General features: G+C 33.5%; 11 protein-coding genes and 2 pseudogenes. 6 read left to right on the top strand and 7 right to left on the bottom strand.

The features are described 5' to 3' along the window. Positions 1–327, bottom strand: a 327-nt coding sequence (locus C564_RS0129200) for a thiol-activated cytolysin family protein (protein ID WP_196811513.1), incomplete at its 3' end; no start/stop codon positions are given. 343 nt (positions 328–670) lie between these two features. Then, on the bottom strand, positions 671–952 hold the full coding sequence (locus C564_RS32950; RefSeq protein WP_018767866.1) for a hypothetical protein: 282 nt from the start codon (positions 950–952) through the stop codon (positions 671–673). 140 nt (positions 953–1,092) lie between these two features. Between C564_RS32950 and C564_RS36470 the strand changes: the two are divergent. After that, a pseudogene (locus C564_RS36470) lies at positions 1,093–1,209 on the top strand (IS6 family transposase); the annotation flags it as partial. Between the two features lie 113 nt (positions 1,210–1,322). On the opposite strand, the gene C564_RS0129180 reads toward C564_RS36470, so the two are convergent. From C564_RS0129180 to sdaAB, 3 genes are all read right to left on the bottom strand, one after another. Continuing rightward, positions 1,323–2,642, bottom strand: coding sequence for an amino acid permease (locus tag C564_RS0129180; RefSeq protein ID WP_003203867.1), 1,320 nt, complete (start codon positions 2,640–2,642; stop codon positions 1,323–1,325). A 320-nt stretch (positions 2,643–2,962) separates the two neighbouring features. Then, positions 2,963–3,853 (bottom strand): L-serine ammonia-lyase, iron-sulfur-dependent, subunit alpha, encoded by an 891-nt coding sequence (gene sdaAA / locus C564_RS0129175; RefSeq protein ID WP_018767864.1) that lies wholly within the window; start codon positions 3,851–3,853, stop codon positions 2,963–2,965. Positions 3,854–3,875: 22 nt separating this feature from the next. Then, positions 3,876–4,574, bottom strand: a complete 699-nt coding sequence (gene sdaAB, locus C564_RS0129170) for an L-serine ammonia-lyase, iron-sulfur-dependent subunit beta (protein ID WP_018767863.1) — start codon at positions 4,572–4,574, stop codon at positions 3,876–3,878. An 811-nt stretch (positions 4,575–5,385) separates the two neighbouring features. On the opposite strand from sdaAB, the pseudogene C564_RS35760 reads away from it, so the two are divergent. After that, a pseudogene (locus C564_RS35760) lies at positions 5,386–5,691 on the top strand (DDE-type integrase/transposase/recombinase); the annotation flags it as partial. 286 nt (positions 5,692–5,977) lie between these two features. Continuing rightward, the gene (locus C564_RS0129160) at positions 5,978–6,376 is read left to right on the top strand and encodes a hypothetical protein (RefSeq protein ID WP_018767861.1); all 399 of its coding nucleotides are present in this window, start codon (positions 5,978–5,980) and stop codon (positions 6,374–6,376) included. Positions 6,377–6,499: 123 nt separating this feature from the next. Here the strand turns inward: C564_RS0129160 and C564_RS0129155 are convergent, their stop codons facing one another. Then, positions 6,500–7,849 (bottom strand): APC family permease, encoded by a 1,350-nt coding sequence (locus C564_RS0129155; protein ID WP_018767860.1) that lies wholly within the window; start codon positions 7,847–7,849, stop codon positions 6,500–6,502. 578 nt (positions 7,850–8,427) lie between these two features. Here C564_RS0129155 and ald point away from each other — a divergent pair. From ald to C564_RS0129140, 3 genes are all read left to right on the top strand, one after another. Continuing rightward, entirely contained in the window at positions 8,428–9,540 is a 1,113-nt protein-coding gene (ald, locus tag C564_RS0129150; RefSeq protein WP_018767859.1) for an alanine dehydrogenase, read from the top strand. After that, entirely contained in the window at positions 9,537–10,538 is a 1,002-nt protein-coding gene (gene tdcB / locus C564_RS0129145) for a bifunctional threonine ammonia-lyase/L-serine ammonia-lyase TdcB (RefSeq protein ID WP_018767858.1), read from the top strand. Before ald ends, tdcB begins: the two co-directional genes overlap by 4 nt. A gap of 93 nt (positions 10,539–10,631) precedes the next feature. After that, a complete protein-coding gene (locus C564_RS0129140) occupies positions 10,632–12,023 on the top strand; it encodes an amino acid permease (RefSeq protein WP_018767857.1) in 1,392 nt (463 codons plus the stop codon). A gap of 377 nt (positions 12,024–12,400) precedes the next feature. Here C564_RS0129140 and C564_RS0129135 read toward each other — a convergent pair whose 3' ends face one another. Beyond that, positions 12,401–12,901 (bottom strand): GNAT family N-acetyltransferase, encoded by a 501-nt coding sequence (locus C564_RS0129135; RefSeq protein ID WP_018767856.1) that lies wholly within the window; start codon positions 12,899–12,901, stop codon positions 12,401–12,403. Positions 12,902–13,324 lie beyond the last annotated feature (423 nt).

The raw sequence follows: 13,324 nt of genomic DNA, 5'->3' as shown, positions 1-13,324 counted from the left end.
ATCAATAATCGAAATATCGACTGGTGAAGTTGTAAGTGATTTTTTCTCACGTTCAACTACTACAAATTTACCATTTGAATTTGTACTTTCTTTCGGAACAAAACTCTCTACTTTATCACCATTTACTGCTAAAACCTCTTGATTATTATACTTAAGATTTGCTATGCCAGTATCAATGTTAATAGCTTTTTTTGTTGCATCAGCTGCATTACTTGTTTTTGTTTCAGCGAAGGAAATAGAAGAATAATTAATAGTGCATAAGCCAATTGATAAACATGCTAGTAATTTTATTCCCTTAGTATTTTTCTTGATTTTCAAAAAAATCAACTCCTTCCTTTTTTTCGTATTAAGGTATGATAATTATTTATAAATAATTGCTAAATAGTGAACTTACATAAATGCTTTTAAAAGTTCTTGAACGAATGGAAGTGCTCCACCTACAAATTTTAAAATTGTCATTGCGATTGTCATATTATTTCCTCCTCTTTTGTTGTTTCTAAGATGTGATTTATCTTTATGCTTTCATTATAGTAAGCGCTTACATTTTTATCAATACATTCTTATATGCAATATTGCATACCTGAGTAAGGTCAATGAAATATCACATTTTCGCATTAAGACATGTATTGGAAATTAATTGTTCCCTAAAACAAAAAAATGAACTGAATTCTCATAGACAACTGTGGTGAGGTGAAATTTTTGTTTTGCGGTACTCCAAAATATTAGGTTCATGGGCAAGTGGTGCTACTCCCATCACTGAAAGTAAATTAATATTCAAAAGTTTACTTTCATTTATAAAGTTTAAAATCCCTATAATTATACATGCAATTCCGGCTAAAAATTGTCCTATTCCAGTGATTTTGTCTAAAAATGTTTCATATTTTTTAGTACTATATATATCCCATAATACTAAGAGTACTCCAAAAAGTATAAATGCTAGTTTTAAAATCATCTTATAATTACCTCTGTCTATTATATTTTTTCTATGTATGTATTTCTTATACCTTTATTATTACATTGAAATAATAGCGTATTTTTTCATTTTAGGGGGTATTTTGTTTTGTTAGCTTGATGGCGACGGGGCGGCACCCCAATATGCTTGGATTAAAATCATTGCAAACAGCTAAAAAAGTGATTGCTGGAATAGAAGTTATGCATATGATCAAAAAAGGACAAACTCCCCAAGGTGAGAAGTCTGTCCAAAAATAGATATATCTTATCCATGATCTCTTTGGTTTAACAACTGAAAATTCAATTCCGCTAGGATCTTTCGTTCTTTTTTCATATCCCACTATTTTTGCACCAGAACCAACAATAGTGAATTAGAATAATGACTTAATACTTGCTAGGACAGTAAGTATACCTATAATAATGACAAATACATTGCTCATTTTCCCTCTGTATTTAGCTAGTACTGGTACTTTACGGATCGCATACATTGGTAATAGACATAAGATAGCAGCAACTAACGGACCGCTAAGGGCATCAATGATTCCAAGAATACTTGGATTTGCATAAGCAACATACCAGCATGTTAATACGACAAAAGTAAGGATCATTGTCTTAACTGTTTTTTCTCCTATATCTTTTCCGCGTGTTTTACTGGACTTGATAATCATGTCACGCATTACCTCATATGCTCCTATATAATGGCCAAGGAAGGACTTTGTTATGGCCATAAAAGCAATGATAGGAGCTGCAATAGTGATTATAGGCGAATTAAGCTCATTAGCAAGATATGATAGGATTGACAAGTTCTCTTTTTTTGCCATTATAAGATCATTTGGAGTCAAACTCAAGGTACTGCTCCAAACAAAGAACATAACAACAACGAATGTCATGATATAACAAACTTTTTGTATTTGAGCACATTTGGCATCAGTAGCTTCTATTCCATAGGTAGCTCTCTGTTTCATAACAAATGACGAAATCATAGGAGAATGATTAAACGAGAATACTATGATTGGTAGTATCATCAATATCGTTCCAAAATATCCTGTTCCTGTTGAAGCAGTAGAAACACTTGAAAAACTAAGCATTGACGTATTCCACTTTGGAATCAAAGATATTGCGATAAAAAGTAGAGAAGCTATGAAAGGGTATACTAGCATGCTCATTATCTTTACAGTGATATCTTGACCAAAATTTAGTATAGCTATAAGACCGAGTACTAATACAAGTGATAAAATGGCCCTTGGAGGCTCCTGCATGTGCAATTGATGCACGATAAAACTACTTGCAGTATTTGTAAGTGCAACCGAATACATCAGCACGATAGTATAAATTGAGACGAAATATACTATGTTAAAAATTATACTTGCCTTATTTCCGAAATACTCTCTTATTGTACCTGTAATCCCCTCATCAGCAGAATTGGAAGCGTATATCATTTTAGCAAGCGCCCTATGTGAGTAATACATAACAGGATATGCAAGTATAGTAATTAACAGTAATGATAATAAACCACCTGAACCTGCATTAATAGGTAAAAAGAGTACTCCTGCTCCAATTGCTGTTCCAAAAAGGCTCAATGCCCAGGTAGTATCCTGTTTATGCCACTTTTTAGGGTCTGGATATTTCTCATTTTTTACTGCAGTATTTTCAGCTTGAAATTCTATTGTTTTTGCAGTATTCCCATTCATATAATAATTCCTCCTTGTATCCTATTCTTACGTCTCTTTTTAAAGCTTAGGAATATAGACCATTCTTGAAAAATGAATTACTTACAAGATGCTCCACATCTTGTGTCCTTCTTCTAAGTTGATCAAAATCGAAAAATTCGCTAGTCATCAACCTGATGAATTTGTTAACGTTTACAAAGCATTTTAATTATATAGTAGTATATTTTAATTGTATAGTAGTATATTTTAATGACAATGGCTCTTAATATACAGACATCCTTAGGAGAACAATAGAGAACAGAATTGTTAACTATTTCACAATATTTCAAATAACCGTTTATTTATTTATTTAATTGTTTCTCTCCAAAAATTTTACTTTTAATGGCAATCCCTGTAGGTGTGGCCGCAATTCCGCCTAAACCTGTCTCTCTTAATTCGCGAGGCATCTGTCTTCCAACTCTATACATCGCTTCAATAACTTCGTCAGCATTGATGATATTGTTTACGCCGGCTAATGCGATGTCCGCTGCTGCTAAAGCATTTGCCGTTCCAATGGCGTTTCTCTTTACACAAGGAATTTCTACCAAACCAGCGACCGGATCACAAACTAAACCGAGTAAATTTTGTAATGCGGTTGAGAAAGCTTCAGAAGATTGCTGTGGCGTTCCTCCAGCAGCTTCTACCGCTGCAGCCGCCGCCATTGCTGAGGCACTGCCTACTTCAGCTTGACATCCTCCGTACGCTCCGGAAATACAAGCGTTATTTGCGACTATCATTCCAAATAAAGATGAAGTGAATAGAAAATGGACCATATCTTCATGACCTAACTGAAACGTATCTTTAATACTAAATAGGACTCCCGGGATTGTCCCACTCGCACCTGCTGTTGGAGTCGCACAAATAGCCCCTAATGAAGCATTTACTTCATTAACACCGATAGCACTTTGAATCCCTAACACCATCAAATCTCCAGAAAGAGTTTTTCCGTTTTCTCGATATTTTTTTATTTTAACAGCATCGCCTCCGGTTAAACCAGTCGGAGAAAATACCCCGTCGCCCTCGATACTTTTATTTATGGCATTTTCCATAGTCGCTAAATTTTTTTCCATTTTACTCCAAACTTCTTCATAAGAAGTTTTAGTTTGTTCGATTTCCTGTTCGATTGCTAATTCATAAATTGGCTTTTGCCTTTTATTAGCTGCATCCACAATTTCTTTTATGGTCATATACATATTTTTTCACCCCTTAATGTAACTAAAGAATAATGATATTAGCTAGACTGCTTAAACTTCCCAATTCCTTCTGAGCATCACCAGACAATAGCGAATCCAAAGCGAATGCATATAAATATTTTCCGCTTTCTTCTAAACTATGAAAGTCGTTAATTTCCACATCATATTGTTTAAAGATCCTGCGTAAGACAAATTCAAAGTCAGCTCTTTCGGAAATCGCAATAATAACTGGCAATGGGCCCTGAAGATCTAAGCTAAATCCGTCAATTTCAACATGTTTGACTTCAATTAATCCGCCGCCGACCGAAATACCCACCGTTCTAATACTTCGATTTTCATCTTCTAAATATACATCTGCCGTATTTGGATGACCAGCAGGACTATCACCTGCTTTTTCAATAAAGGTAATGTCCATGCCTTTAGATTCTGCTATTTTAATAGCATCTGGCACTTTGCTGTCATCGGTAGCAAATCCTAATATTCCAGCAATAATTGCAAAATCAGTTCCGTGTCCTTTATGGGTTTCAGCAAATGATTCATAATACCTTACCACGACTTTTTTTGGAAGACCTTGAAATAATTTATTGGCAACTGCTCCAATAGCTAAAGCACCTGCAGTATGTGAGCTTGAAGGACCTATCATTACCGGCCCAATCACATCAAAACAACTTTTGTATTTAACAACCTTTTTTTCTTTAATAGATGCTACATTCATGTTCATATAAGCACCCCCATAATTTATTATTTTTAATTGCAGTTGAATCTAAGTTATTAGAATGACCAATTCAAAATAAGATCTGGATGATAACGCTTCCATTTTCATGTTGAATAAATTTCCCTTCTGATCACACACCTTTCTTAGAGTAATCGTATCAGTATGTCCAATTTTAGAAGATTACTTGCAAGGTCTTTAGAATTTTGCACCAGAACCAGGTTTGATATTTTCTCCAGAGGTAATAGATTATCTCTCGACGCCCTCATTATAACTTGTATATTTATGAGTTTAATATTTTTTTATTTTTAGAAAGATTGAATAAACAGAATTTTGAATGGGTAATAAATTACACTTGGCATGTAGCAATTGTGTCCATTGTTTGAAGCTGTATTAGTTAATAAAAAAATAAAAATAACACAGAGTTCCTTTGATTAACACATTGATTATATTGGGAACTCATTATAAAGATACTTATATTTTCCTTTGTTGAAACATCTTATTTTAAACGTGAAAGCTGTTGTAATAAATGATTAATGTAGATGGAAAGGAATAAATTAAGGAAATATAAAATCCTTTTGGGTATTTATTATTAATTTTGCATTTATATACATTTTTCAGAAAAAAGGAACTTCTTTTCAGGGTGCCGCCACATGCCCATCAACTTAAGAAATCCAACTACCCCCAAGTGTAAAAAATGTTATTCTTTCTAAATGTAGTGCTTTGAGAAAAAACGATAAATCCTTTACAAAAAATATTTCCTACTTTCTAAACCAAGAGTAGGGAATTATGGCGTTTTAATAGACTTAGGAAGATAAATACGGTTCTGACTACAGATAAGGCTCCTTCCTTAATTTGCGCATTTAAAAAATTACAGAGAATAGACTTTTACAAAAATACCTTTCATCGTACAACAAAATATCTCAATAATCTCATTGAGCAAGATCATCGACACGTGAAGCGCCGTTTCGCTCGTTCCTTAGGATTTCAAAGTCTTCGTCATGCCCCACATACGATAAAAGGGATAGAAACGCTTCATGCCATATACAAACAAAGACGAAGTCTTCAATCAGACTCCGTCTTTTCGACGTATAACGAATTACAGAATTTATTATCGGTTTCATAAAATTTGACCACAATCTTCCCATGTCTCTATGTGTAAAAAAACTTTGCAACAGACCCCCATCATTAAATCATTGAAGCGAAGAATCAAAGAGTAGAAGAGGAAAACAAGCAGCTTCGAGAGCAATTGAAAGTGGCATATGCGGATGTATACAAAAAAATTCAGGCTACGATAAGAGCTTTACTCACCTTTCTTATTTCACTAACTGTGCAGGATAGTTGAAGAAGGAGTACAAATTTTATTGTGGAATTATTGTTCTTAGAAGTGCCTTTTTAGGAGTTGGTTGAATGTGGAATTTTTAAGTAAAATAGACTTTAGCTATTTTATCGGTCAAGTTGTAACAGATATAAATACTGAAGAAAATCTATCTTTAAGTATTATTTTTGAAAAAGGATGGCTAATGGTCGAATGCCCTTGGAGAATTCGTAAAGGTAAAGAAATTGTGCTAGGTGAAACGGATTGTATTTCCGAACCAAAAAAGTTCTCACATAAAAACGTAAAAAAACTACTTATTTCTAAGAAGATATTAAACCTTTCTTTTTATGAACAACTAATATTTATTATCAAGTTTGAAGATAATCTAACCTTTGAATTATTTCACGCTAGCAGTTACTTTGAAGGATGGACATTACAAGGAAACGATGGGTTTGACGTATTTACATTGCCTGGAGGGGAAGTCTGTTATTAAACTATCGGGTGTTTTAATTAAATAATAAAGGACAATACATATTAGTCATATAAAATATGTATTGTCCTTTATTTATTGGGATTTTTTTAATTTAGGTCTTGATAACGTACATTTGGAAACAATTTAATCCTCTGTTTTTACATCAATATGCTTATTACGCATTATAAAGTAAATTGGAAGGCCTAAAGCCGTTAGTCCTATTCCACATAAGGCTAGTAATGTTTGTGTAAATAATGTATTAAAGACTATAAATAAGCCACCTAATAAAGCTATCGTCGGTACAATCGGGTATAAGGGTACCCTGTAAGGACGTGCAAGTTCTGGCTCTCTTTTACGTAAAATGAATAAAGCTAAAAATGTCATTGTATAGAATATCCATATAACAAATACTAACATATCTGTTAACGTATTAAACCCTCCTATAAGCATCATGATTATTGAAACCAACAAGACAAATATTCCAGAATTATAAGGAACTCTGCTCTTATTAGATAATGTAGCAAACCATTTACTAAAAGGTAGTTTATTTTCTAATGCCATAGCATAAGGAATTCTCATACCTGTCATAATATATCCATTAATTGTACCAAATACAGATATTAAAATACCTATACTAACTAGTTTTCCACCCATTGTACCAAAAAGAATTTTTGCAACCTCAGATGCAGGTGTATCAGTTCCTGCAAGTGCTGTTGCAGACATAACCATTAGGAATGCAATATTAATTAATAAATAAACGACCGTAACTATTGATAATCCTAGTATTATTGCTTTAGGTAGATCTTTTTTGGGATTTTTCATTTCGCCAGCTATATTCCCTACGTGTATCCATCCATCATAGGCAAACATGGTTGCAAGTAAGCCAGAACCTAGAGCGGATATAAAAGATTTATCTGGTCCTGCCTCAATTGGGTACAATTGAAAAGTTACATCACCTTTGTATAGCAAACCAAAAATAATAATAAGAGCTAAAGGAAGTAATTTACCTATAGTGGAAGCGGTTTGGATCCCTCCAGCAGCTTTAGCACCTAAAAAGTTCATAAGAGTTACAAAGGTTGCAGTTATAACAGCAATTCCTACAATCATCATTTTATTTTCATTAGCATTTAATCCAAACAGGTTAACAGTTTGGGTTCCGAAAATAATAGCAAGTGCTGCAATATTTGCTGGAAAGTAAATGACGGTTTGAGCCCAACCTAGTAAAAATGCTGTTAAATTTCCGTAAGTACGTTTTAAATAAGCCATCATACCACCTGTTTCTGGAATAGCAGCCGATAATTCAGCCCCTGTTAATCCTGCACAAACAGTTAATATTCCGCCAATAACCCATGCGAGCAACCCTAAACTGGCTGTACCAGTGATACCATATAATGCAGTTGGTTTAAAAAAAACACCAGCCCCTATTACGGTACCAATAACTGTAGTCAAAGCAGCAAAGAAACCAATTTCTTTTTTTAGTTGTTGTTGTGACATAACAATCACTCCTGTTTTATAAAAATAAACAAAATCTCTAATGAATCGCAGCACTTGGTGTTCTCATATTTAGATATTATCCCTAGTTTTTCACATAATATTTTTAAGCTTAAACTTGAATATCTAATTAAATATATATTTTCCTAGAATTAGGAATAGAAAATGAGTACTAATGACCAAACACATTTGTGAGATACTTCACAAATGTGTTTGGTCATGCTTCTAGTAGAGAAGTCTTCATAACACATTTAATACTCAACGCACAGATTTTTAATTTGTATTACATAATGATAAGTTGCTTTAAATTCAGAAGAGATGTTATTCGTGACAAAGTCTAGCACAGACTAAAATGCTATACAATAATAATTTTCAAGATAGAATTTTATTACCGAGCAAATAAATACATTTTGTGAATGATTTCACAAATTGATTGACTTAGGGTTTTGAATCTTGCTATCTTGTAGGGGCAAAACAGCGAGATAAATGAAAAATAGCATGTATACACATAATAAGTTTGGTGTACTTGTCATTTTTTATTTAAATTGTTAGATATATTAATTTCAAAAGGAAGTGTGAGTATGAAAATCGGAGTAGTAAAAGAAATAAAAAAAGGTGAATCTCGTGTGGGAATGACTCCCGAAAATGCTCAAAAATTAGTTGCAGAGGGACATCAAGTTTTGGTACAAAAAGATGCTGGATTAGGATCTGGTTATACTAATGATGAATATACAAATGCAGGTGCAAGCATAGTAACTCAAAAAGAAGCCTGGGACGTCGATATGGTAGTCAAAGTGAAAGAACCACTATCTGCAGAATATCACTACTTTAAAAAAGATCTCATTGTATGGGGATTTTTACATCTAGCAGCTTCTAAAGAGTGTGTTGAAGCAATGAGACAAGCAGGAACTACTGCAATTGCTGGAGAGACAATTAGTGAAGATGGTGTTTTGACTCTGTTAAAGCCCATGAGTGCGATTGCTGGCCGCCGTGCAGTCTTTATGGGAGCTTATTATCTAGAAAAACAACATCAAGGAGAAGGGATTTTATTATCAGGAATTGAGGGTATCCCTGCTGGAAATGTTGTCATTTTAGGTGGAGGAAATGCATCTATTAATGCATGTGATATGGCAATTGGAATTGGTTGCCATGTGACTATTCTAGAATTAAACAAAACACAAATTGCTTATTTAAAAGAAAGATATGTGAATGATTCTGTAGAGGTTATTGAATCCAATACTGAAAACTTAGAAAAGCATATAAAAGAGGCAGACTTATTTATTTCAACTATCTTAATACCAGGAGCTAAACCACCGAAAATTGTAAAAGAATATATGGTTCAATCAATGAAACCTGGCAGTGTTATTGTTGATATTGCAATTGACCAAGGTGGAACAGTTGAAACAGTTGATCACTATACAACACATGATAACCCTATATTTATTAAGCATGATGTAATCCATTATGCTGTACCAAATATGCCTGGTGCCACCCCACGTACTTCGACCATGGCTTTAGCAAATGGAAATATTGAATATTTATTATTAATTGCTAAAGAGGGATTAGAAAATGCAATAAATACTAAACCGGCTTTAGCATCTGGTATAAACATTTATAAAGGTTTTATTACCTATGAGAATTTAGGAAAGACATTAGAGTTAGATTATAAACCACTGAAAGAAGTGTTACTATGATTAACAAAAATTTACCACTTAACATTGGTGATATAAAAAAGGCTCAACAAATTCTTTCTGGAAATGCACGTAAGACTCCCCTTGTTAAATCATTTTATTTGACGAGTAAAACGGGTGGAGAAATTCATTTGAAGTTAGAAAATATGCAATTAACTGGATCATTTAAGTTTCGTGGTGCATTTAATAAGATTTCAAATTTAACAGATGAAGAAAAAGCACATGGTGTGATTGCTTGTTCAGCTGGGAATCATGCACAAGGTGTTGCATTATCTTCTCATTTACTTGGAATCAAAAGTAAAATTGTTATGCCAATTTCTGCACCACAAGCCAAAGTTGATGCTACCAGAGGATATGGTTCTGAAGTTATTTTACATGGGGATACCTTTGATGATGCTAAGGCTAAATGTGAAGAGATTATACAGGAAACAGGAGAAACATATTTACATCCATACGATGATGTAGAGGTAATGGCTGGCCAAGGAACAATTGGTTTAGATATTCTTGATGATATGTGGGATGTTGATACTGTAATTGTGCCTATTGGTGGTGGAGGTATTATTTCAGGAATTGCAGTTGCACTTAAATCATTTAATCCATCAATTAATATTATTGGTGTTCAAGCTGATAATGTCCATGGAATGAAAGCTTCTTATGATGTTGGAAAAATTGTATCCCATTATGAAGCACCAACAATAGCTGATGGATGTGCTGTTAAAATACCAGGAGACTTAACCTTTGAAATTGTTAAAGAATTAGTGGATGATATTGTAACGGTATCAGAAGAGGAATTAGAAGTAGCCATGAAAGACTTACTACAACGTGGAAAAGCTGTTGTAGAAGGAGCTGGAGCATTAGCTACAGCTGCTCTTCTTGCAGGAAAAGTTGATCAATATACAAAAGGTAAAAAAGTAGTAGCGGTTATTTCAGGTGGAAATGTGGACTTAAAACGCATTTCCAGTGTATGTGAGCATTTCTTTGTTGCGAATGAAGTAAAATAACTCTTTGAATATCTTATAAAATAAATTAATTTTACCAAAGAAGAGCTAGGAGAAGACATCTTAGCTCTTCTTTGGTAAAAGGGGACATATATCATGGCCAACCTGTTTAAAAAGAAATCTGTTATGCAATTGTTAGAAGAAAGTAAAAGTAAAACTTTGTCAAAAAATTTAGGGGCATTTGACTTAACAATGCTAGGAATTGGCGCAATAATTGGTACAGGCGTTCTTGTATTAACTGGATTAGTAGCAGCAAGAGATGCTGGTCCAGCAGTTATTTTTTCATTTATGATTGCCGCTATTGTTTGCGGATTTGCAGCATTATGTTATGCAGAAGTTGCTTCTACACTTCCTGTTTCAGGTAGTGTATACACATATTCTTATGCTACAATTGGGGAGTTTGTAGCCCATTTAATGGGATGGACCTTACTATCGGTATACGTTGTAACAACAGCAGCAGTAGCTGGTGGATGGACAGGTTATTTCCATAACTTGATAAGTGGATTTGGATTAGAAATTCCAAAAGAACTGTTAACGATTCCATCACAAGGTGGTATCGTAAACTTACCAGCAGTAGTCATTACGTTAGTACTAACATGGCTATTATCACGTGGTACGAAAGAAAGTAAACGTGTGAATAACGCAATGGTATTAATCAAAATTGCTATTGTTATCTTATTCATTGCGGTTGGTGTATTCTACGTAAAACCAGAAAACTGGGTACCATTTGCACCGTATGGTTTAAGTGGAGTCTTTGCCGGAGGAGCAGCAGTATTCTTTGCTTTCTTAGGTTTCGATGCATTAGCAACTTCAGCAGAAGAAGTGAAAAATCCACAACGTGACCTTCCAATTGGTATCATTGCTTCGTTAGTTATTTGTACAATCATTTATGTTGTGGTTTGTCTTGTTATGACTGGTATGGTTTCTTATAAAGAGTTAGATGTACCAGAAGCAATGGCTTATGTATTAGAAGTTGTAGGACAAGATAAAGCAGCTGGTGTAATTGCTATTGGAGCTGTAATTGGTATTATGGCTGTAATTTTTGCTTATATTTACGCAACAACACGTGTATTCTTTGCAATGAGTCGTGACGGTTTATTGCCAGAATCTTTCGCGAAAATTAACAAGAAGACAGAAGCACCAACATTTTCAACTTGGTTAACAGGGATTGGTAGTGCTTTAATTGCTGGATTTATCGATTTAAAAGAATTGTCGAATTTAGCGAATATTGGGGCGCTATTAACGTTTGCGATGGTTGGTGTATCAGTTATCATCCTTCGTAAAACACATCCGAAATTACAGCGTGGATTTATGGTACCACTTGTACCAATTTTGCCGATCATTTCAATTGTTTGCTGTTTATTCTTAATGCTAAATTTACCGTTAACAACATGGGTGTACTTTGGTGTTTGGTTAGCAATTGGAGTAGTTGTATACTTTGTTTATTCGAAAAAACATAGTCATCTAACAAAAGAAGAAAGCTCATAGTTATTGTAATACAGATGAAATGATTCTATACTTATCATTTTATCTGTATTTAGAAAGTTTTATATGAAATAAAAATATGGACAATTGCAAAGACTTTAATTTCAAGGTTATATATTTCTTTTTCATATAAAACTAATATTCTTGAATTCGACATACTTCTTTATAAAAGATACATGATGTAAGTGATATACTTAATACTGTAGTAAATGAATTGTGTCCAAGTACAATAATAATTACTACATTTCACATAGGGGTAGTACCACATGGCCATCAAGCTAAGGTCTTGAGGTACCCCCTAAACGAAATTTTTACTTTTCTACATTTTGTTATCTTATTATAAGCGTTGATGACATAAGATTCGTTATCAGAAGTAAAACCTATACATTTAAAATCTTAGACATATAATAACTATCAACTAAATCTCCATCAACAACACAAGAACCTCTTTTTATGCCCTCAATCTCATAACCTAATTTCTCATATAAAGAAATAGCTGATGTATTATTTACTCTTACAGTCAACTCTAATCTGATTACACCAAAAGTCTTTGCCCAATTTTCAAGTTCTTTAAATAACTTAGTTCCAACTCCTTTTCCACTATTTTCATGAGTTACACCAACAACAATATAAACACTATGCCTAATTCTTTTAGGTTGACCACCAATTGCCATCAAGTATCCTACTAATTCATCTTCAATCTCAGCAACAAAAATAGCTGAATTAGAAGATTGAGACATTCTTTTGATAGCACTTTTTTGTTGTTCAATTGTAGTAGTTCTCTCCCCTTCCTTAAATAACATAAATTCCGTTTCTTCATCAATCTTTCTACATAATTCTAAAAAAGGTTCTGCATCTGTTTCCTCGATTAACCGAATCATAACTCATAAACCTCGCTTTAATTAATATGTTGCAACAACAAATAATTCGACAAATATATTAAAAAATCATCTTATTTAAACTATGAATAACCTATACATATAAAGTTTACATAGGACATCATTATCTGTAGCAAAAATGTTAATGCCGTAATTACATAAAGAAAAAGAATCCCTTATGATTTCTGGGATTCTTTTTCTTGTTTAAAGTTTGCTCACACAAATGATCTGCACATCAATTCATTCTTGATATACAGATCATTCGTATGATATTTATATATATATAATTGCAATTGCGGAATAATGAACTTACATTACTGCTTTTAAAAGCTCTCCTACTAATGGGATGATTCCACCTAAAAATTTTAAAACTGCCATTGCGATTGCCATATTATTTCCTCCTCTTATTTTGTATAGCAAGATAAT

Origin of the sequence: Bacillus sp. 105MF (assembly GCF_000374885.1) — a bacterium.
GTDB classification, from domain to species: Bacteria; Bacillota; Bacilli; order Bacillales; family Bacillaceae_G; genus Bacillus_A; species Bacillus_A pseudomycoides.
The sequence above is the reverse complement of the archived record's forward strand: the minus strand, read 5'-3'. Positions and strand labels throughout refer to the sequence as shown.

What these genes read in the sequence shown, in the direction of transcription:
- C564_RS32950 (WP_018767866.1), bottom strand. Translation starts at nt 952, where the DNA reads ATGATTTTAAAACTAGCATTTATACTTTTTGGAGTACTCTTAGTATTA.
- C564_RS0129180 (WP_003203867.1), bottom strand. Translation starts at nt 2,642, where the DNA reads ATGAATGGGAATACTGCAAAAACAATAGAATTTCAAGCTGAAAATACT.
- sdaAA (WP_018767864.1), bottom strand. Translation starts at nt 3,853, where the DNA reads ATGTATATGACCATAAAAGAAATTGTGGATGCAGCTAATAAAAGGCAA.
- sdaAB (WP_018767863.1), bottom strand. Translation starts at nt 4,574, where the DNA reads ATGAACATGAATGTAGCATCTATTAAAGAAAAAAAGGTTGTTAAATAC.
- C564_RS0129155 (WP_018767860.1), bottom strand. Translation starts at nt 7,849, where the DNA reads ATGTCACAACAACAACTAAAAAAAGAAATTGGTTTCTTTGCTGCTTTG.
- ald (WP_018767859.1), top strand. Translation starts at nt 8,428, where the DNA reads ATGAAAATCGGAGTAGTAAAAGAAATAAAAAAAGGTGAATCTCGTGTG.
- tdcB (WP_018767858.1), top strand. Translation starts at nt 9,537, where the DNA reads ATGATTAACAAAAATTTACCACTTAACATTGGTGATATAAAAAAGGCT.
- C564_RS0129140 (WP_018767857.1), top strand. Translation starts at nt 10,632, where the DNA reads ATGGCCAACCTGTTTAAAAAGAAATCTGTTATGCAATTGTTAGAAGAA.
- C564_RS0129135 (WP_018767856.1), bottom strand. Translation starts at nt 12,901, where the DNA reads ATGATTCGGTTAATCGAGGAAACAGATGCAGAACCTTTTTTAGAATTA.